The following is a 17,448-nucleotide window of genomic DNA, read 5'->3' on the forward strand; positions in this document are numbered from 1 at the left end:
CCACGAAATCACTAGAACCTGTTCCATGATCATGGAACAGGTTCTAGTGATGGGGGTCGCCGATGCGACGCAGGACACGATCGTTGCTGGTCATCGCCGCCGCCGCGGTGCTGGGCTGGATGGGCGGCGCGGGCCAGGCCGCCGCCGAGTACCCGGTGGACTACAACTTCTTCGCCGGGATCGCGCCGGAACTCACCAATCCCGGCGGCTCGCTGCCCGGATCCAACGATTTCGGGTGCGTCCCCTCGGCCGAGCATCCCAACCCGGTGGTCCTGCTGCACGGCACCGGCGGCGCGGCCCAGACGAACTGGGGCGTCTACGCGCCGCTGCTGGCCAACGAGGGGTACTGCGTCTTCGCGCTCACCTACGGCGCCTACCCGCTGCCCTGGCCGATCACGGCGATCGGCGGCATGCGCCCGATCGAGCAGAGCGGGGCGGAGGTGTCGGCCTTCGTCGACCGGGTGCTGGCGAGCACGGGAGCCGCGAAGGTCGATTTCGTCGCCCACTCCCAGGGCAACATCGTGGGCAACTACTACATCAAGCGGCTCGGCGGCGGCGACAAGGTCGACAAGTTCGCCGCCATCGCCCCGCCCTGGCTGGGCACCAACGCGGCGGGCGCGGGCGATATCGCCGCCTTCAGCCGCGCGCTCGGCGCGGGCCCGGCCTTCGACGCCGTCGCCACCTCGCTGTGCCAGGCCTGCGGGCAGATGCTCACCGGTTCGCCGTTCATGACCGCCCTCAACGCCGACGGTGTCTACGATCCGCGGGTCACCTACACCAATGTGGTGACCGTGCTCGACGAGCTGGTTGTCCCGTACACCTCCGGCCTGGTCCCCGGCCCGAATGCCACCGCGCACGTGGTCCAGGACGGGTGCGCCCAGGACTACTCCGAGCACATGGCCATCGCGGGCAGCCCGCGCGCGGCCGGATTCGTCCTCAACGCCCTGGACCCGGCCCGGCAGGCCCCGGTCCCGTGCGAGTTCGTGCCGCCCTTCACCGGCTGAGGCCGACACCGCGCCGTCATATTTCGCTGTAGGCAAAACTCCAGGGGAAACGAATGCCGCGACGTGCGCGTTATGAGTGAATGACCATGTTGCCGCCGGTCATCAATAGGATGGACCGGCGGCGGCGGAATGCCCTGCCAACTAGAGTGGATGGCGGGGGCCGCAACCCCCGGGCTTCATGGCAGGCTGACGGCGACAGTTGTCGGTCGGCGTCAGTTGCCAGAATGTCGGAGCAGGAGAGTGAGGGAGCGATGTTCGAGAGGTTCACCGACCGCGCGAGGCGTGTCGTGGTCCTGGCCCAAGAAGAGGCCCGGATGCTCAACCACAACTACATCGGCACCGAGCACATCCTGCTTGGGTTGATCCACGAGGGCGAGGGCGTGGCGGCGAAGTCGCTGGAGTCCCTTGGCATCTCGCTGGAGGGTGTGCGCAGCCAGGTCGAGGAGATCATCGGGCAGGGCCAGCAGGCCCCCTCCGGTCACATCCCCTTCACCCCGCGCGCGAAGAAGGTGCTGGAGCTGAGCCTGCGCGAGGCGCTGCAGCTCGGCCACAACTACATCGGTACCGAGCACATCCTGCTCGGTCTCATCCGCGAGGGCGAGGGCGTCGCGGCCCAGGTGCTGGTCAAGCTCGGTGCCGACCTGAACCGCGTCCGTCAGCAGGTCATCCAGCTGCTGTCCGGGTACCAGGGCAAGGAGCCCGTCGAGGGTTCCGGCTCGCGCGGTGAGGCGGGCACCCCGTCCACTTCGCTGGTGCTCGACCAGTTCGGCCGCAACCTCACCCAGGCCGCCCTCGAGGGCAAGCTCGACCCGGTCATCGGCCGCTCGAAGGAAATCGAGCGCGTCATGCAGGTGCTCAGCCGCCGCACCAAGAACAACCCGGTGCTGATCGGTGAGCCCGGTGTCGGTAAGACCGCGGTCGTCGAGGGCCTGGCGCAGGCCATCGTCAACGGCGAGGTCCCCGAGACCCTCAAGGACAAGCAGCTCTACACCCTCGACCTGGGTTCCCTGGTCGCGGGCAGCCGCTACCGCGGTGACTTCGAGGAGCGCCTGAAGAAGGTGCTCAAGGAGATCAACACCCGCGGCGACATCATCCTGTTCATCGACGAGCTGCACACGCTCGTCGGCGCGGGTGCCGCCGAGGGCGCCATCGACGCGGCCTCGATCCTGAAGCCGAAGCTGGCCCGTGGCGAGCTGCAGACCATCGGCGCGACCACCCTCGACGAGTACCGCAAGTACATCGAGAAGGACGCCGCCCTGGAACGCCGCTTCCAGCCGGTGCAGGTCGGCGAGCCGACCGTCGAGCACACCATCAACATCCTCAAGGGTCTGCGCGACCGCTACGAGGCGCACCACCGGGTGTCCATCACCGACGGTGCCCTGGTCGCCGCAGCGACGCTGGCCGATCGCTACATCAACGACCGGTTCCTGCCGGACAAGGCGATCGACCTCATCGACGAGGCGGGCGCGCGCATGCGCATCCGCCGGATGACCGCGCCGCCGGACCTGCGCGAGTTCGACGACAAGATCGCCGACGCCCGCCGCGAGAAGGAAAGCGCCATCGACGCGCAGGACTTCGAGAAGGCCGCGCGTCTGCGCGACAAGGAGAAGCAGCTCGTCGCCAAGCGCGCCGAGCGGGAGAAGCAGTGGCGTTCCGGTGATCTGGACGTCGTGGCCGAGGTCGACGACGAGCAGATCGCGGAGGTGCTGGCCAACTGGACCGGCATCCCCGTCTTCAAGCTCACCGAGGAGGAGACCACCCGTCTGCTCCGCATGGAAGACGAGCTGCACAAGCGGATCATCGGCCAGGAAGACGCCGTCAAGGCCGTCTCCAAGGCGATCCGCCGCACGCGCGCCGGTCTGAAGGACCCCAAGCGCCCCTCGGGCTCGTTCATCTTCGCCGGTCCGTCCGGTGTCGGTAAGACCGAGCTGTCCAAGGCGCTGGCGAACTTCCTGTTCGGCGACGACGACGCGCTCATCCAGATCGACATGGGCGAGTTCCACGACCGCTTCACCGCCTCGCGCCTGTTCGGTGCCCCGCCCGGGTACGTGGGCTACGAGGAGGGCGGCCAGCTCACCGAGAAGGTGCGCCGCAAGCCGTTCTCGGTGGTGCTGTTCGACGAGATCGAGAAGGCGCACCAGGAGATCTACAACACCCTCCTGCAGGTGCTCGAGGACGGCCGTCTCACCGACGGTCAGGGTCGTACGGTCGACTTCAAGAACACCGTGCTGATCTTCACCTCGAACCTGGGCACCTCCGACATCTCCAAGGCCGTCGGACTGGGCTTCACCCAGGCCAACGCCGAGGGGTCGAACTACGAGCGGATGAAGCTCAAGGTCAACGACGAGCTGAAGAAGCACTTCCGCCCCGAGTTCCTCAACCGCATCGACGACGTCATCGTCTTCCACCAGCTCACCAGCGAGCAGATCGTGGAGATGGTCGATCTGATGATCGCCCGCGTCGCCAAGCAGCTGAAGAACAAGGACATGGGCATCGAGCTGACCGAGCAGGCCAAGGCCCTGCTGGCCAAGCGCGGTTTCGACCCGGTCCTGGGCGCCCGCCCGCTGCGTCGCACGATCCAGCGCGAGATCGAGGACCAGCTCTCGGAGAAGATCCTCTTCGGCGAGATCGGCGCAGGCCAGACCATCACGGTCGACGTGGAGGGCTGGAACGGCGAGGGGCAGGGCGAGGACGCCAAGTTCACCTTCGCGGGCAAGGCGAAGCTGACCAAGGCCCCCGCGGGCGACGACAAGCCCGAGGTCGTCCTCACCGGCGCCGCCGAGGGCACCGCGCCCGAAGCCGCCGCCTCCGGCGAGTAATCGGCTGAACGACAGAGCCCGCCCCCGGCATCGCGCCGGGGGCGGGCTCTCGTCGTATCCGGGCCGGTCAGCCCAGGTGCTGGACGAGGCAGGAACGATGGTCCGCCGCGTAGGCGAAGATCTTCTTCAGCTCGACCAGGTTGTCCTCGAGGTACTCGCGGCCGTCGTCCGGGTCCCTCGCCCAGAAGCCCGGATAGATACTCGCCGCGTCCATGCGTTCCGGGTCGTAGTGCGCGGCGAGCTGGTCGAAGGTGACGGTGCCGAGCCGCTCGGCGGCATGGGCCACCAATTCGGTGCTCCACCCGAAGAGATGGCCGTCGGTATCCAGTGGTTCGGCGTCGAAGAGCAGACCGACCCCGGTCCGGGCGGACTCGAGCAGGTAAGCCAGTCCGTGCCAGGCCTTGTCCACACCGCCGAGCGGCTGGTCGGGGGCCGGTTCGAGCTCGAAGATCCCCTCGCGTGCCCACTGCTCGTCGACCCGTGCCCGGGCGAGGTCGTCCTCGCTGACCGGATGAAACGACATCGCAATTCCCACTGATCCCACCCCTGTTCGTTGTCCGTGCGGCGAACGTATCAGCGGGTACCGACAACCGGTCGGCGTGCGGCGGCCAGAGCCAGCATGCGCGGGAACCGCATCACGGCACCTACTTCTTCTCGGCCCGGCGCGGTTCGTTCAATACCGCGAGCCTGGCCCGGTAGTCGGCTTCGCTGATCTCACCGCGCGGGCGACGAAGCGTACCTCCAGTGCGTGGGCCAACCGCTCGAGCATGCCCACATACACGTCTACCTGGGCGAACTCGCGGTCTGTCAGTGATCGAAGCCAGGTGGCGACTTCGGGTTCGAGCTCCACCACAGAGAGGTGCGTAGGAAGGGGTTATTGCCAGCCCGGGCGGACCAGGCCCGATTCGTAGGCGAGGACGACCAGTTGGGTGCGGTCTCGGGCGTCTAGTTTGGTGAGGATGCGGCTGACGTGGGTGCGGGCGGTGGCGGGGCTGAGGTAGAGGCGGGCGGCGATCTCGGCGTTGGTGAGGCCCTCGGCGACCAGGGTCATGACCTCGCGTTCGCGGTCGGTGAGGTCGGCAAGGGCGGCGGGTGGGGGTTGTTTGGCGTGGGTGGAGAACTCGGCGAGCAGGCGGCGGGTGACGCCGGGGGAGAGCAGGGCGTCGCCCGCGGCGACCACGCGGACCGCGCGCAGCAGATCGGCGGGTTCGGTGTGCTTGACCAGGAAGCCCGCGGCACCGGCGCGGATCGCCTCGAAGACGTATTCGTCGAGCTCGAAGGTGGTGAGCACGACGACGCGGACCGCGCCCAGGTGCGGATCGTCGGCGATCATGCGGGTGGCGGCCAGGCCATCGAGGATCGGCATGCGGATGTCCATGAGCACGACATCGGGCATGAGCGAGCGGGTCATCCGCACGGCCTGCTCGCCGTTGTCGGCCTCGCCGACCACTTCGATGTCGTCCTGCGCGTCCAGCAGCGCGACGAACCCGCCCCGGACCAGCGCCTGATCATCGGCGACCAGGACCCGGGTCCGGCGCCCACCGCCCTGATGTGGCTCACTCACGTGGTCCTCCTCGTCCGGCTGGCCTATGCGGGGATCGTCGCGGACTGCTCGCTCATGGGGGCCCGCACGGCCGGGCGGGCGGCCGCGCGGACCCGTCACGCTCGGTCGCCCCGGTGGATCCGTCGCGGCCGGGCGTGGCGGCCGTGTTCACCCTCATGCGGTGGCCTCGCTCTGTCCGCCGCTCGCTCGATCTCGTCCCGGGGCGGTCTCGGCGGGCCGTGCGTCCGTGGTCCACGATCCCGACTCGGCGGAGCGTGCCGACGACGAACTCGCCGATGCCCGGTCGGCCGCCTCGCCGCTCGAATCGGTCCGGCTCGTTCCCAGCGCGGACGAGGCGTCGGCACCCGCGGCCCGGCCGACGGCCCGCGCCGGTGCGGAACCCGCGGGCCGCGCGGGCAGTCGCGCCGCGACCCGGAAACCACCGGAGGGCCGCGGTCCGGCCGTCAGCGCCCCACCGAGCGCGTGGGCCCGCTCGCGCATTCCGATGATCCCGTTCCCGCCGGGGCCGGAACGCACGGCGGTGCCGGTGGGGCGGGTGTTGTCGACGGTGACATCGATCGATTCCGGCGTGTAGCGCAGCGTGACGGTGGCGGCGGCGCCCGGCGCGTGCCGGATGACGTTGGTCAGCGATTCCTGGATGATCCTGGCCGCGGCCACATCGATCACGCTGGGCAGCTTCTTGGGTGTGCCGATGATCTTGGTTTCGACGACGAGCCCGGTCGCGCGGGTGCGTTCCAGCAGCGTGTCGAGGTCGTCGAGCGAGGGCGCGGGTGCGCGCGGCGCGGGCCGTGGCGGCGCGGCCGGAGCGGAAAGTGCGGGTGAATCCGTCACGGCCGCAGCGGTTTCGACGGGTTCCTCGGGCACGGGCGCGACCGCCGCACCGCTGCGGATGGCGTGCAGCAGCGTATGCACCTCGGCCAGCGCCTCTTTCGAGGTGGTCTTGATGGTGGCCAGCGCGGCCGCCGCCTGCTGCGGTTTGCGGTCGAACAGCTCGAGCGCCACCGAGGACTGCACGTTGATCAGCGAGAGACTGTGCGCCAGCACATCGTGCAGCTCGCGCGCGATGGCCAGCCGCTCCTCGCTGGCGGCCCTGGCCTGCTGGGCCTGTTCGTCGCGTCGGGCGGCCTCGGCCCGCTGCTCACGGGCCAGCACCACCGCCCGCCGCAGCCGGATCCCCTCGGCGATCCCGACCAGCACGCCCATCCAGGCCAGCAGCCCGAACACCTGCCAGGCATCGGTATGCCGCCCGAGCAGCGCGGGCACCGGCCACACCATGGTGACGAACCCGAGCGCGACCAATGGATAGGTGCGCCAGCGCGATCCGCGCACCGCCGCGGTGAGGAAGGCGATCACCAGCGACAGGAAGATCGGCCCGTACCCGTAGTCGCGCAGCACATACGACACCGCCGCGAGCAGCGCCACCAGCAGCACCGGCTCCGGCAGCAACCGCCGGAAACCCAGCGCGATGGGCCCGGCCAGCAGCAACAGGTAGGCGAACGCGTCGAGCGAGCGCACCCCCGTCTGATGCCCGTTCGCGCCGGAACTCCCGGCGAGCTGGATCAGCGCGACAACCACCGCCAGGCCCCAGTCTCGAACGACCGAGCCACGCTCCCACTTCGCAGACGCTCCCACCTCTGTCACCCTATTGCGTGTGGGTGCCCCGCGCGTCGGCCTGCGCCCGTAATTCCTGCGAAGACCGCCGTCGACGGCCACTTCGGCCGGTGAAATGCCCACCGGGGCGAAGATCGGGCACCGCGCCGTACTCCGCGTGACGTACCCGCGATTCCGCCCCGCGACGGATGTCCCGGCTCCCCCGGCCGGGGGATTCTCGGTGCATGAACCCTCCGATCGTCGTCACCGACGGCCTGACCAAACGCTACGGTCCGCACCTCGCGGTGGACGCGGTGGACATGCGCGTCGCCGCGGGCGAGATCTACGGCTTCCTCGGCCCCAACGGCGCGGGCAAGACCACCACCCTGCGCATGCTCGCCGGTCTGATCCGCCCCACCGCGGGCACCGCCACCGTGGCGGGCCACGACCCAGGCGACCCGGCCGTGCTGCGCCGCCTGGGCGTCCTCATCGAGGGCCCCGGCTTCTACCCCTACCTCTCCGGCCGCGACAACCTGCGCGTGCTGGCCCGCTATCGCGGCCATCCCGACACCGAGGTCGAGCGGGTGCTGGCCCGGGTGGGTCTGGCCGACCGCGCGGGCGACCGCTTCCGCTCGTATTCGCTGGGTATGAAACAGCGCCTGGGCGTCGGCGCCACCCTGCTCGGTCATCCCGACCTGCTGATCCTCGACGAGCCGACCAACGGCCTCGACCCCGCCGGGCTCGCCGATATGCGCGCGCTCATCGTCGATCTCGCCGCCGACGGGCACACCGTGCTGCTGTCGAGTCACCAGCTGGCCGAGGTGCAGGAGATCTGCCACCGCGTCGGCGTGATCTCCGGCGGGCGCCTGCTCGCCGAATCGACCGTCGCCGAACTGCGCGGCACCGCCTCCCTGCTGGTGCGGGCCGAGCCGATGAGTACGGCCCTCGACGCCATCCGGGCCACCGGCGCGCCCGCGCAGGCCGGACGCGACGGCATCCGCGTCGATGTGGCGGCGGCACTGGCCCCCGAGATCGCCCGCGCGGTCGTCGGCGCGGGTGCGGACCTGCGGGAATTGCGCGTGGACGAGCGGTCCCTGGCGGAAGTGTTCTTCGAGATGACAGCAGTGGAGGTCGCGAAATGATCGGTACGACAAGGGATCTGTGGGCGAGTCTGCGCGCGGAGGCGCTGCGCCTGCGCCGGTGGCCCACCTTCTGGATCGTGCTCGGCACCTGGGTGCTGCTGAACCTCACCTTCGCCTACCTGTTCAACTACCTCGCCTACAGCTCCGGCGAGAGCGGTGCCATGGCGGACGGGCTGCCCCGCGAGGCGCTGCTCGGTCAGCTGCTGCCCGCCGCCGTCCCCGAGGTGTTCACCCAGGGCATGGCCATGTTCGGCGGTGCGCTGATGCTGTTGCTCGGCGCGCTGGCGGTCGGCAGCGGGTACGGGTGGGGGACCTGGAAGACGGTCTTCACCCAGGGGCCGGGGCGTCCGGCGGCGATCGGCGGGTTGCTGGTGAGCCTGGCGCTGGTGGTGATCGGGTTGGTGTGCGTGGCTTTCGCCGTCGACCTCGGTGTCTCCTCGCTCATCGCGGTCACCGAGGGGCAGGCGCTGACCATGCCGTCGCTGGGGCAGTCCGCCATCGGAATACTCACCGGCACAGCGATTCTCGGCATGTGGACGTTGGCGGGCGCGTTCATCGGCGCCATCGCGCGCGGTCCGGCGCTGGCGGTCGGGCTCGGTCTGGTCTGGGTGCTGGTGGTGGAGAACCTGCTGCGCGGGGTGGCGAATATCTTCGGCCCGATCGAGACCGTCACCGATCTGCTGCCCGGTACCGCCGCCGGTTCCCTGGCGGGCGCCATGCGCACGGTGAGCGGCCCGGCGACGCCCGGCGTGCTCGACATCCTCACCCGTGGTGAATCGCTGGGCCTGCTGGCCGCCTACGCGGCGATCTTCGCGGTGGGCACGATCTGGCTGACATCCCGTCGCGACCTGATCTGAACGACAGGCGCGGTCAGCTCCAGCCCGCCGGGTTCGACGCGGTCTCGCGCGAGATTCCGGAGCCGGTATCAGGGAAAGTGCCGAAGCGTAAATGGTGCAGGTGCGCGAAGAAGTAGCACATCTCCTCGCACTCGGCATCGGTGATCGCGGCCGACGGATCGGCCAGCACCGCCTCGTAGTACTCCCGGCCCAGCGCGACGATGAACCCGCGCGCGTAGAGGAATCCGTCGTCGGAGCCGTCGGTGATCTCCTGGATATCGGCGCGGTCGATGTCGTAGAGGGCGCGCTCGGCGACCCGGTCCAGTGCCACCAGCTCGTCGCCGGTGAAACCCTCCGCGTGCGCGGCCAATTGGGCCAGGAAGGCGTCGAGATGGGTGTCGAACTCGGCGTATCCCGCGCGCAGCACGGCGGCGGGGGTGGTGCCCGTCGCGGCCCAGGCCGTATCGATCAGGGTCCAGAAGCGGGTGGTGTCCTCGGAGGTGCTCGTCACGGAGCGGACGCTACCCGTGGGGTCCGACATCAACGGCGCACCCGATGCGGCGATCGGCGGCCCGCAGCCGGTACAGTCCACTGATGGACCAGCCAGTTCGCCACCCTGACCTGTCCTCACGACCGCACGAGCTGACGGTCGAGCGCGTGATGAAGGCCGCGCCGAGTCTGCTCTACGCGACCTGGACCCGGGGATTCGATCTGTGGCTGGCGGTTCCCGGATCGGTGCGGATGCGTCCCGAGGTCGGCGAGCCCCTCTATTTCGACACCGGATCGGCCGAGAAGGTCAACCCGCACTACGGCCGGATCCTCACGCTCGAGCCGGACCGGCGCGTAGTGTTCACCTGGGTTACCGCCGCCACCGATGGCGTGGAGACCGTGGTCGACGTCGAATTCCGCAAGCAGCCGCGCGGCATCCGGCTGCGCCTGCGGCACTCCGGGTTCCCGACCGCGGCCATCAGGGACCTGCACCAGCAGGTCTGGCCGGAGATGCTGGAACGACTCGACGAGGTCACCGGCAGCGTGGCCTAGAAAGGATTTGGCATGCCGACTCGTAGCGCACGCACCCTCTGGGCGGGCGGGCTGCAGGATGGTTCCGGGCAGGTCGAACTGGTCAGCTCGGGGGTGGGCAAGTACGACGTCACCTTCCCGCGCCGCGCCGCCGACACCGCCGAGGGCACCAGCCCCGAGGAACTGATCGCCGCCGCGCACTCCTCCTGCTACTCGATGGCGCTCTCGGCCGAGATCGCCAATGCCGGTGGCACCCCGGAGAGCCTGGACGTCACCGCCGATGTCACCCTCGCGCCCGACCCGGCCGGTGGGTTCCAGATCAGCAAGATCAAGCTGACCGTCCGCGCCGTCGTCGCCGGGCTCGACGCCGAGGGCTTCTCCGCCGCGGCCACCGCCGCCAAGAACGGCTGCCCGGTCAGCAAGGCGCTCACCGGCGTTCCCGAGATCGAACTCGACGCCGAACTGAGCTGATCCCGCGGGCCGTCACCGCTGGGTGAACCAGCGGTGCGCGGCCGGGGTGTACATCGCCGGGATCGCGACCGCGACCGCCAGGATGTGCACGGCCCGGACACTGACCAGCACGGTCGACGAGGGCGCCAGGCCGCGGAACAGGGCGGCGAAATCGTCGGTCGAGAGCAGGACCGCCAGCGGTTCGATGATCAGCGAGATCAGCCCGACCACGCCGATGCCGACGGTCAGCAGCGCCCGCGCGACCCGGCTGCCCCGCACCATGTACAGCGCGACGGCGGCGACCACCAGATAGATGGCCAGGCGGGGGAGCAGTCCCGCCGCGGTGGCGCCGAACTCACCGCCACCGCGCACCGCGCGCAGCAGTCCCTCTGCGGCGCCCGCGGCCAGCGCGGTGAGCAGGGCGCCGAAGGCCACGGCGACGGCGCGGGGACGGTCCCCGGAAACGGAAAAGGCAGTGTCGGTCATGACACCGACACTGCCTTGACGCGATACCCGCGCGGATCACCCTGCGGTAGCGGCCTTCTCCGGTACGGCGGTGCTACGCGAGGCGAACTCGGTGAGCGCGGCGAAGGCCAGGCCCAGCGACACCCACAGCGTGGTGGTCTCAGCCAGCGAGGCCACCCGGAAGCGCCACAGCAGCGTCGCGGGGAAGTCCTCGGCCACCTCGTTCACTCCGGGCAGCAGGATGTAGCCGACCGTCGTGACCAGCACGAACGCGGCCACGGCGGCGATCAGCCGGAGCGTGTCCAGCTGTCCGGCCAGCGCCCGATAGGCCGCGACCGACGCGGCGACCGCGAGCAGTCCGAGCACCACCGCGGCGACCCACAGCCAGGTACGGCTATTGATGGTCTCCGGGTCACCCACCGCGGGCGGGTTGGCCGGGTATTTGAAGAACGGCACCGCGACGATCGCCGCCCACGCGAAACCTGCGGCGAGCAGCGACAACCGGGGTCCTGGCAGTTCGGTGAACCGGCGGGCCACATTCAGCGCGGCGGCGAGCAGGGCACCGAAGGCCATACCGGCCAGGCCGAGTGCGAGGAACTGCCCCGCCTTCTGCCCGGAGCGGCTGACCAGTGCTTCCTCGTCACCGTGTGAATGGCCCTCCGGCTCGGCCGCCTCGTGGCCGTGTTCGGCCGGGGCGGCGGCAGCCTCTTCGATGGCGATCGCGGCGTCCACCTGGGGCTCGCCGACGAAATAGCCCACCGTGGCGGCCAGCAGGCCGGCGATCAAACCGGCCAGCAGGCCACGCAACAGCAGGGTTTTGAGCGAACCGATCAGTGGCACGGGACACCCAGCAGGTGACGTCCGTCGTGCATCAGCTCGTGCAGGAACATCCCACTGCGGGAGATGGCCCCCTGGTCGAAGCCGACCAGGTACAGCGTGAGCAGCGCGAGCAGAACGACACCGACCGTGACGAGCACGGTGGCCAGGTTGTCCAGGCCGGTAGACCGGCTGGGTGAATGCGCGATTGCCATTCGGGTCCTCCTCTGGGATACGCGTCCCATGATCGAAGCGGTGCGAAGGTGCCGGTGTCTGGCTCTCCGGCACCGGGGACCCGGTACGTGGATACAGTGGCGCGACCGCTCCGGAATCTCACCGGAATTACCGCGCACCCTCGCGTGTGTTAACCCTCGAACTGTGACAGTCGCCAGGCGTCCACGTCAATACGCGCATCCGCATGTCCAGCGGAAACGCCGCCGTCAGCCCTTGGCGGGCACGTCGAGGACGACCTCGAACTCGAGCAGCGAGGCACCGGTGGACACCGGCTTGGGACGCTCGCCGTCACCGCCGTGCCCGGCATGCGCGGCCCGGGCCGGACCGTCGCGCCACGCGGCGAAGGATTCCTCCGAATCCCATTGCGTCACCACGAAATACCGGTTGTCACCGGCCACCGGGCGCAGCAACTGGAAGCCGAGGAAACCGGGGGAGTTCTCCACCGCGTGCGCGCGGGCGGCGAACCGCTTCTCCAGCTCCGGACCGGCACCTTCGGGGATCTCGATCGCATTGATCTTCACAACAGCCATACCCCGACAATATGCTCTGCGGCTGGCGCCGCGGGTTCTCGGCCGTCGGGGCACAATCGGCAGGGTGTTGTACGACGAAGGTGGGACCGGCGTCCCGATCCTGCTTCTGCACGGGCTGATGGGCAGCGCGCGCACCTGGACCGATCAGTTGCCGTGGTTGCGCGAGTACGGGCACGTGTACACCGTCGACGCGGCCGGGCACGGGCGGGTTCCGCCCGCCGAGCTCAGCACCGAGGCGTTCGTGGCCGATCTGGCCGAGCTGACCTCGGCGATCACCGAGCCGATGGTGATCGTCGGGCATTCGATGGGCGCCATCCACGGCTGGGTCTTCGCGGCCACCCATCCCGCGCGGGTCCGCGCGCTGGTCGTCGAGGATATCGCCCCGGATTTCACCGGCCGCACCGCCGCGCACTGGGCCGAACTCATCCACTCCTGGCCGCAGCCCTTCCCCGACGAACACGCGGTGCTTGACTACTTCGGCCCGGTCGCGGGCCGGTACTTCCTGCGCGCCTTCACCGCCGCCCCCGACGGCTTCCGCCTGCACGGCGAGGTCGACACCTTCCGCGCCATCTCCGAGGAGTGGGGCACCCGCGATTTCTGGACCGAATGGAAGTCGCTGACCATGCCCACCCTGCTCATCGAGGGCGAGCGCACCATCACCCCACCCGGCCAGATGCGGACCATGGCCGAGGTGCATCCGGATGCCGAGTACGCGTGGGTCGAGGGCGCCGGGCACCTCGTGCACGACGAGCGGCCCGCGGAGTACCGCGAGCTGGTCAGCGGGTTCCTCGCCCGCGTGCTCGGCTGAGGTCGCCCTGCCGCTTCGGCGCGGCTCGCTCGTTCCGGTCATCTATGACGAAAACGCCCGCAGCTTCCGCGCAGCCGCCGAGCAGGTCGGCAGCGGGAGGCGCAGGCCGTCCCGGTGTGAACGCCGCCGGATGGTCCCTGCCCGGGGCCGCCCCTCACGGGGCTGATTCGCGGGATGAGCCGGTCGTTACTCGCCTTCGCCCGCGGTTCTCTCCCGGGGCTGACTCGCGGGCGAGCCAGCAGATCAGCCGCCCTCGCCCGCGAGCGCGAACAGGCCGTCCTCGGTCTGTTCGATCAGGCCGTCGACCAGCAGCGAGTCCAGCGCCCTGGCCCGCTGACCGGGGTCGCGGGTCCAGGCCAGATCGAGGCGGACCCGTTCGACCGGCCCCGACGCGTCACGCAGCACGTCCAGCAGCCGCCCCCGCGCCTGCCGATCGGTGCCCTCGTACTTCTGCACCTTGCGCACCACCGTGGCGGCGGGCTTGCCCGCGGCGACCCAGGCGCAGTCCGGCAGCGGGCAGCGCGCGCAATCGGGGTTGCGGGCCGTGCACACCAGCGCGCCCAGTTCCATCAGGGCGGCGGAGAACTTCGCGGCGCGGGGGACGGAGGCGGGCAGCAGCGCCTCGGTCTCGGCGAGATCCCGGCTGGACGGGTTGCCCACCTCGCGGCCGTGCACCGCGCGCGCGACCACCCGGCGAACATTGGTGTCCACCACGGGAACCCGCTGGCCGTAGGCGAAACAGGCGACCGCGCGGGCGGTGTAGGCGCCGATCCCGGGCAGGCTAAGCAGCGCGTCGACATCGGCGGGCACCACATCACCGTGCTGTTCGGCCAGCACCCGCGCGCACTCGTGCAGCCGCAGCGCCCGGCGTGGGTAGCCGAGTTTGCCCCAGGCGCGCAGCACCTCGGCCTGCGAGGACGCCGCCATCGCCGAGGGCACCGGCCAGCGGGCCACCCATTCGCGCCAGATCGGTTCGACCCGCACCACCGGCGTCTGCTGGAGCATGATCTCGCTCATCAGGATGTGCCAGGCGGTGGCGTCCGGCTCGCGCCAGGGCAGCTCACGCGCGGTGTCGGTGAACCAGTCCAGCAGGACCTCGGCGTCGATACTCACTGTTCCCGTTCCGCCTCCGCCAGGCTCAATTTGCCGACGCGTAACGCAGCGGACTCGCTGGTAACCACCGGTCTGTGCACAATGGTCGGTATGCCTGGTTCTAATCCGATAAGTGCCTGGAAGTCACTGCGCGAAGGCAATGAGCGCTTCGTCAACGGTGATCTGCTGCATCCTAGCCAGGGAGCCGCCGATCGAGCCAAGCTCGTGGGTGGCCAGCACCCGCACGCCATTCTCTTCGGCTGCGGCGACTCGCGGGTGGCCGCCGAGCTGATCTTCGACCAGGGCCTGGGCGACATGTTCGTCGTGCGCACCGCCGGTCATGTGATCGACAGCTCGGTGCTCGGCTCGATCGAGTACGGCGTCGAGGTGCTCAACGTGCCGCTGATCGTGGTCCTCGGCCACGACAGCTGCGGCGCGGTGAAGGCGACCATCGACGCCCTCGACGGCGGTGAGGTCCCCGGTGGCTTCATCCGCAGCATCGTCGAGCGGGTCACCCCGTCGATCCTGATCGGCCGTCGCGAGGGGCTGACCGCGGTCGACGAGTTCGAGGCGCGCCACGTCGAGGAGACCTCGCGGCTGCTCATGCAGCGCTCGATGATCATCTCCCAGCGGGTGGCCACCGGTCAGCTGGCGATCGCGAGCGTCACCTACAAGCTCGAGGACGGGCGCGCGCAGCTGCGCAGCACGGTCGGCAATATCGGCGAAATCCGGTAGGACACGCCGAGGTCATCGAGCGCACCCCCGCGCGGTGCGCTTACCGTTGAAGCGTGCTGGAACCGAACGGACCGCTCCCCCCGGAGATCTACTGGCGTCGCCGCGCGCTCGCCATCGGCGTTATCACCGTCGCGCTCGCGCTGGTGATCTGGCTCGCCGTGATGGTGACGCGTGGCGGCGATTCCTCCGGGGAGAAACCCGTGGCGGCCACCACCACCGCGGAGACGACCGAGGCGGCCGAGTCGAGCACCACGCCCGAGTCGAGCAGTGCCACGTCGTCGAGCAGCGCCACGAGTACCAGCGAGGCCACCGCCAGCCCGTCGGCGACCGATCAGCCCGCGGCCCAGCCGTGCTCGGATCAGTCGCTGGCGCTGAAGGTGACCGTCGGCCAGCCGACCTACCGGGTGGGCGACCAGCCGGGCTTCGGCACCGTGATCACCAATATCTCCTCGGCTCCGTGCAGCCGCGATCTCGGCGCGGGTCCGCAGTTCCTCGTCTACACCCTCGACGGCCAGCGCAGGCTGTGGGCGAGCAATGACTGCAACCCCGACGGCCCGCCGGATCCGAAGACCCTCGCGGCCGGTCAGCAGCTGTCCTACAAGGGCACCTGGTTCGGCACCACCTCGCAGCCCGAGTGTGCGGGCGACCGGCTGCCGGTGCCCGCGGGCGCCTACATGGTGGTGGCCCAGCTGGGCTCGATCCGCAGCGCCGCCGAGCCGTTCAACCTCGCCGACTGACGCGGACCCGCGCATTGTCCTGGTGCGCGGTAGGTCACATGTTCAGGTTCGGTCGATTTGCAGGCTTCGCAAGATCGTCGGCGATGTCAATGGTTGTTACCGCGAAAAGGCCCGTCGGGCACGGAATTCGGGGTTTGCCGGGATTATTCCGCGGCGACGGGTTCGCGTGATGCGCGGGATTTGCGGAGCTGCGCCAGCCGGAGCGCGGAACGCAGGTCGCCGACCTCGTGGATTCGCATGGAACCGATCTTGGTTTTCTCCGAACCGGGCGGCACCAGCGCGGTGGTGAAGCCCAGCCGTTCGGCCTCGGCCAGGCGGCGGGTGAGCCCGGTGACCTTGCGGACCTCCCCGGCCAAGCCCACCTCGCCGAGGATCACCCAGCCCGCGGGCAGCGCGATATCGGCCTCGGCCGAGGCGATCGCCAGCGCGATGGCCAGATCCGCAGTGGGCTCGATCAGCCGCATCCCGCCGACGGTGGCCGCGTAGACATCGTGCTTGCCCAGGAAGACCCGCCCGCGGCTCTGCAGCACGGCCAGCACCATGGCGACGCGGTTGTAGTCCAGCCCGCTGACCGCGCGGCGCGGCTGCGGGATCTCGGTCTTCACCGTGAGCCCCTGCACCTCGGCGACCAGTGGGCGTTTGCCGTCCATCGCCACGGTGACCGCCGTGCCGGGCACGGTGTCGGTGCGGTGGTGCAGGAACAGCCCGGACGGATCGTCGACGCAGGCGATGCCGTCCTCGTGCAGTTCGAAGCAGCCCACCTCGTCGGCGCTGCCGAAGCGGTTCTTGATGCCGCGCACCATGCGCAGCGTGGAGTTCTTGTCGCCCTCGAATTGCAGCACCACGTCCACCAGGTGCTCGAGCGTGCGCGGGCCCGCCACATTGCCGTCCTTGGTGACATGCCCGACCAGCAGCACCGCGATCCCGCTGGCCTTGGCCAGCGAGGTGAGCGCCGCGGTGACCGCGCGCACCTGGGTGACCCCGCCGATCACCCCGTCCACCTCCGGGGCCAGCATGGTCTGCACCGAGTCGACCACCAGCAGCGACGGGCGCACCTGCTCCACATGCCCGAGCACGATCGACAGATCCGACTCGGCCGCCAGATACACCCGGTCGTGCACCGCGCCGGTCCGGTCGGCCCGCAGCCGCACCTGCCCCGCCGACTCCTCGGCGGTGACATACAGGGCCGTCTCCTGCCGCTGCGCGGCCCAGCGGGAGGCCACCTCGAGCAATAGCGTCGACTTGCCCACCCCGGGCTCCCCGGACAGCAGCACCACCGACCCCGGCACCACACCGCCACCGAGCACCCGGTCCAGCTCGCTGACCCCGGTCGAGCGCGCCCGGGTGACCTTGGCGTCGATCTGCGACAGCGGCGCCGCGGCCGTGCTGGGCAGCATAGCCCGCCGCCCGGGCGCCGCGGTGGACGCCGAGACGGCCACCTCGTTCACCGTGCCCCAGGCGCCGCACTCCGGGCACTTACCGACCCACTTGGACACCTCGTGCGAGCACGCGGTGCATCGGTAGACAGCTTTGGTCTTGGCCACACGCGCACCCTACGGACCCGCTCCGACAAAAAGGAAAGCCGCCGCGGTCACCCGCGACGGCT

The 17,448-nt window shown here is 70.0% G+C and carries 19 protein-coding genes; 9 read left to right on the top strand and 10 right to left on the bottom strand.

Annotation, left to right across the window (positions count from 1 at the left end):
• The first annotated feature begins 62 nt into the window (after window positions 1–62).
• Together WA675_RS24655 and WA675_RS24660 are read left to right on the top strand one after the other, a co-directional pair.
• The gene (locus tag WA675_RS24655; protein WP_442945716.1) at window positions 63–1,004 is read left to right on the top strand and encodes an esterase/lipase family protein; all 942 of its coding nucleotides are present in this window, start codon (window positions 63–65) and stop codon (window positions 1,002–1,004) included.
• A gap of 251 nt (window positions 1,005–1,255) precedes the next feature.
• Entirely contained in the window at window positions 1,256–3,823 is a 2,568-nt protein-coding gene (locus tag WA675_RS24660; protein ID WP_336087555.1) for an ATP-dependent Clp protease ATP-binding subunit, read from the top strand.
• Window positions 3,824–3,890: 67 nt separating this feature from the next.
• On the opposite strand, the gene WA675_RS24665 is transcribed toward WA675_RS24660, so the two are convergent.
• From WA675_RS24665 to WA675_RS24675, 3 genes are all read right to left on the bottom strand, one after another.
• On the bottom strand, window positions 3,891–4,346 hold the full coding sequence (locus tag WA675_RS24665; protein WP_336087556.1) for a YfbM family protein: 456 nt from the start codon (window positions 4,344–4,346) through the stop codon (window positions 3,891–3,893).
• Window positions 4,347–4,697: 351 nt separating this feature from the next.
• Window positions 4,698–5,387, bottom strand: a complete 690-nt coding sequence (locus WA675_RS24670; RefSeq protein ID WP_336087557.1) for a response regulator transcription factor — start codon at window positions 5,385–5,387, stop codon at window positions 4,698–4,700.
• Window positions 5,388–5,540: 153 nt separating this feature from the next.
• Window positions 5,541–7,019: a sensor histidine kinase gene (locus WA675_RS24675; protein WP_336087558.1), complete on the bottom strand. Its 1,479-nt coding sequence runs from the start codon at window positions 7,017–7,019 to the stop codon at window positions 5,541–5,543.
• Between the two features lie 203 nt (window positions 7,020–7,222).
• On the opposite strand from WA675_RS24675, the gene WA675_RS24680 reads away from it, so the two are divergent.
• The gene (locus WA675_RS24680) at window positions 7,223–8,119 is read left to right on the top strand and encodes an ABC transporter ATP-binding protein (RefSeq protein ID WP_336087559.1); all 897 of its coding nucleotides are present in this window, start codon (window positions 7,223–7,225) and stop codon (window positions 8,117–8,119) included.
• Entirely contained in the window at window positions 8,116–8,976 is an 861-nt protein-coding gene (locus WA675_RS24685; protein WP_336087561.1) for an ABC transporter permease, read from the top strand. Before WA675_RS24680 ends, WA675_RS24685 begins: the two co-directional genes overlap by 4 nt.
• 13 nt (window positions 8,977–8,989) lie before the next feature.
• Here WA675_RS24685 and WA675_RS24690 read toward each other — a convergent pair whose 3' ends face one another.
• Window positions 8,990–9,466 carry a DUF4240 domain-containing protein gene (locus tag WA675_RS24690; protein ID WP_336087563.1) on the bottom strand — a complete coding sequence of 159 codons (477 nt, stop codon included), beginning with the start codon at window positions 9,464–9,466 and terminating at the stop codon, window positions 8,990–8,992.
• Between the two features lie 83 nt (window positions 9,467–9,549).
• On the opposite strand from WA675_RS24690, the gene WA675_RS24695 reads away from it, so the two are divergent.
• Both WA675_RS24695 and WA675_RS24700 read left to right on the top strand, forming a co-directional pair.
• A complete protein-coding gene (locus WA675_RS24695; protein WP_336087564.1) occupies window positions 9,550–9,996 on the top strand; it encodes an SRPBCC family protein in 447 nt (148 codons plus the stop codon).
• A gap of 12 nt (window positions 9,997–10,008) precedes the next feature.
• Window positions 10,009–10,446 (top strand): OsmC family peroxiredoxin, encoded by a 438-nt coding sequence (locus tag WA675_RS24700; protein ID WP_336087565.1) that lies wholly within the window; start codon window positions 10,009–10,011, stop codon window positions 10,444–10,446.
• Window positions 10,447–10,458: 12 nt separating this feature from the next.
• On the opposite strand, the gene WA675_RS24705 is transcribed toward WA675_RS24700, so the two are convergent.
• The 4 genes from WA675_RS24705 to WA675_RS24720 form a co-directional block, all read right to left on the bottom strand.
• Complete coding sequence (locus WA675_RS24705) at window positions 10,459–10,911, bottom strand: hypothetical protein (protein WP_336087566.1); 453 nt, start codon at window positions 10,909–10,911, stop codon at window positions 10,459–10,461.
• Window positions 10,912–10,947: 36 nt separating this feature from the next.
• On the bottom strand, window positions 10,948–11,730 hold the full coding sequence (locus tag WA675_RS24710) for a CbtA family protein (protein ID WP_336087567.1): 783 nt from the start codon (window positions 11,728–11,730) through the stop codon (window positions 10,948–10,950).
• Window positions 11,721–11,921 (bottom strand): CbtB domain-containing protein, encoded by a 201-nt coding sequence (locus WA675_RS24715; protein WP_336087568.1) that lies wholly within the window; start codon window positions 11,919–11,921, stop codon window positions 11,721–11,723. The genes WA675_RS24710 and WA675_RS24715 overlap by 10 nt, the downstream gene beginning before the upstream one ends.
• A 225-nt stretch (window positions 11,922–12,146) precedes the next feature.
• A complete protein-coding gene (locus WA675_RS24720; protein WP_336087569.1) occupies window positions 12,147–12,470 on the bottom strand; it encodes an antibiotic biosynthesis monooxygenase family protein in 324 nt (107 codons plus the stop codon).
• Window positions 12,471–12,534: 64 nt separating this feature from the next.
• On the opposite strand from WA675_RS24720, the gene WA675_RS24725 reads away from it, so the two are divergent.
• On the top strand, window positions 12,535–13,278 hold the full coding sequence (locus WA675_RS24725) for an alpha/beta fold hydrolase (RefSeq protein ID WP_336087570.1): 744 nt from the start codon (window positions 12,535–12,537) through the stop codon (window positions 13,276–13,278).
• A 243-nt stretch (window positions 13,279–13,521) separates the two neighbouring features.
• Here the strand turns inward: WA675_RS24725 and WA675_RS24730 are convergent, their stop codons facing one another.
• Window positions 13,522–14,391, bottom strand: a complete 870-nt coding sequence (locus WA675_RS24730) for an A/G-specific adenine glycosylase (protein WP_336087572.1) — start codon at window positions 14,389–14,391, stop codon at window positions 13,522–13,524.
• A gap of 90 nt (window positions 14,392–14,481) precedes the next feature.
• On the opposite strand from WA675_RS24730, the gene WA675_RS24735 reads away from it, so the two are divergent.
• Window positions 14,482–15,105: a carbonic anhydrase gene (locus tag WA675_RS24735; RefSeq protein WP_336087573.1), complete on the top strand. Its 624-nt coding sequence runs from the start codon at window positions 14,482–14,484 to the stop codon at window positions 15,103–15,105.
• A 53-nt stretch (window positions 15,106–15,158) separates the two neighbouring features.
• Window positions 15,159–15,842: a hypothetical protein gene (locus WA675_RS24740; protein WP_336087574.1), complete on the top strand. Its 684-nt coding sequence runs from the start codon at window positions 15,159–15,161 to the stop codon at window positions 15,840–15,842.
• Between the two features lie 143 nt (window positions 15,843–15,985).
• Here the strand turns inward: WA675_RS24740 and radA are convergent, their stop codons facing one another.
• Window positions 15,986–17,386 (bottom strand): DNA repair protein RadA, encoded by a 1,401-nt coding sequence (gene radA / locus WA675_RS24745; protein WP_336087575.1) that lies wholly within the window; start codon window positions 17,384–17,386, stop codon window positions 15,986–15,988.
• Window positions 17,387–17,448 lie beyond the last annotated feature (62 nt).

It is taken from the genome of Nocardia sp. SSK8 (assembly GCF_037034205.1).
Classification (GTDB): Bacteria; Actinomycetota; Actinomycetes; order Mycobacteriales; family Mycobacteriaceae; genus Nocardia.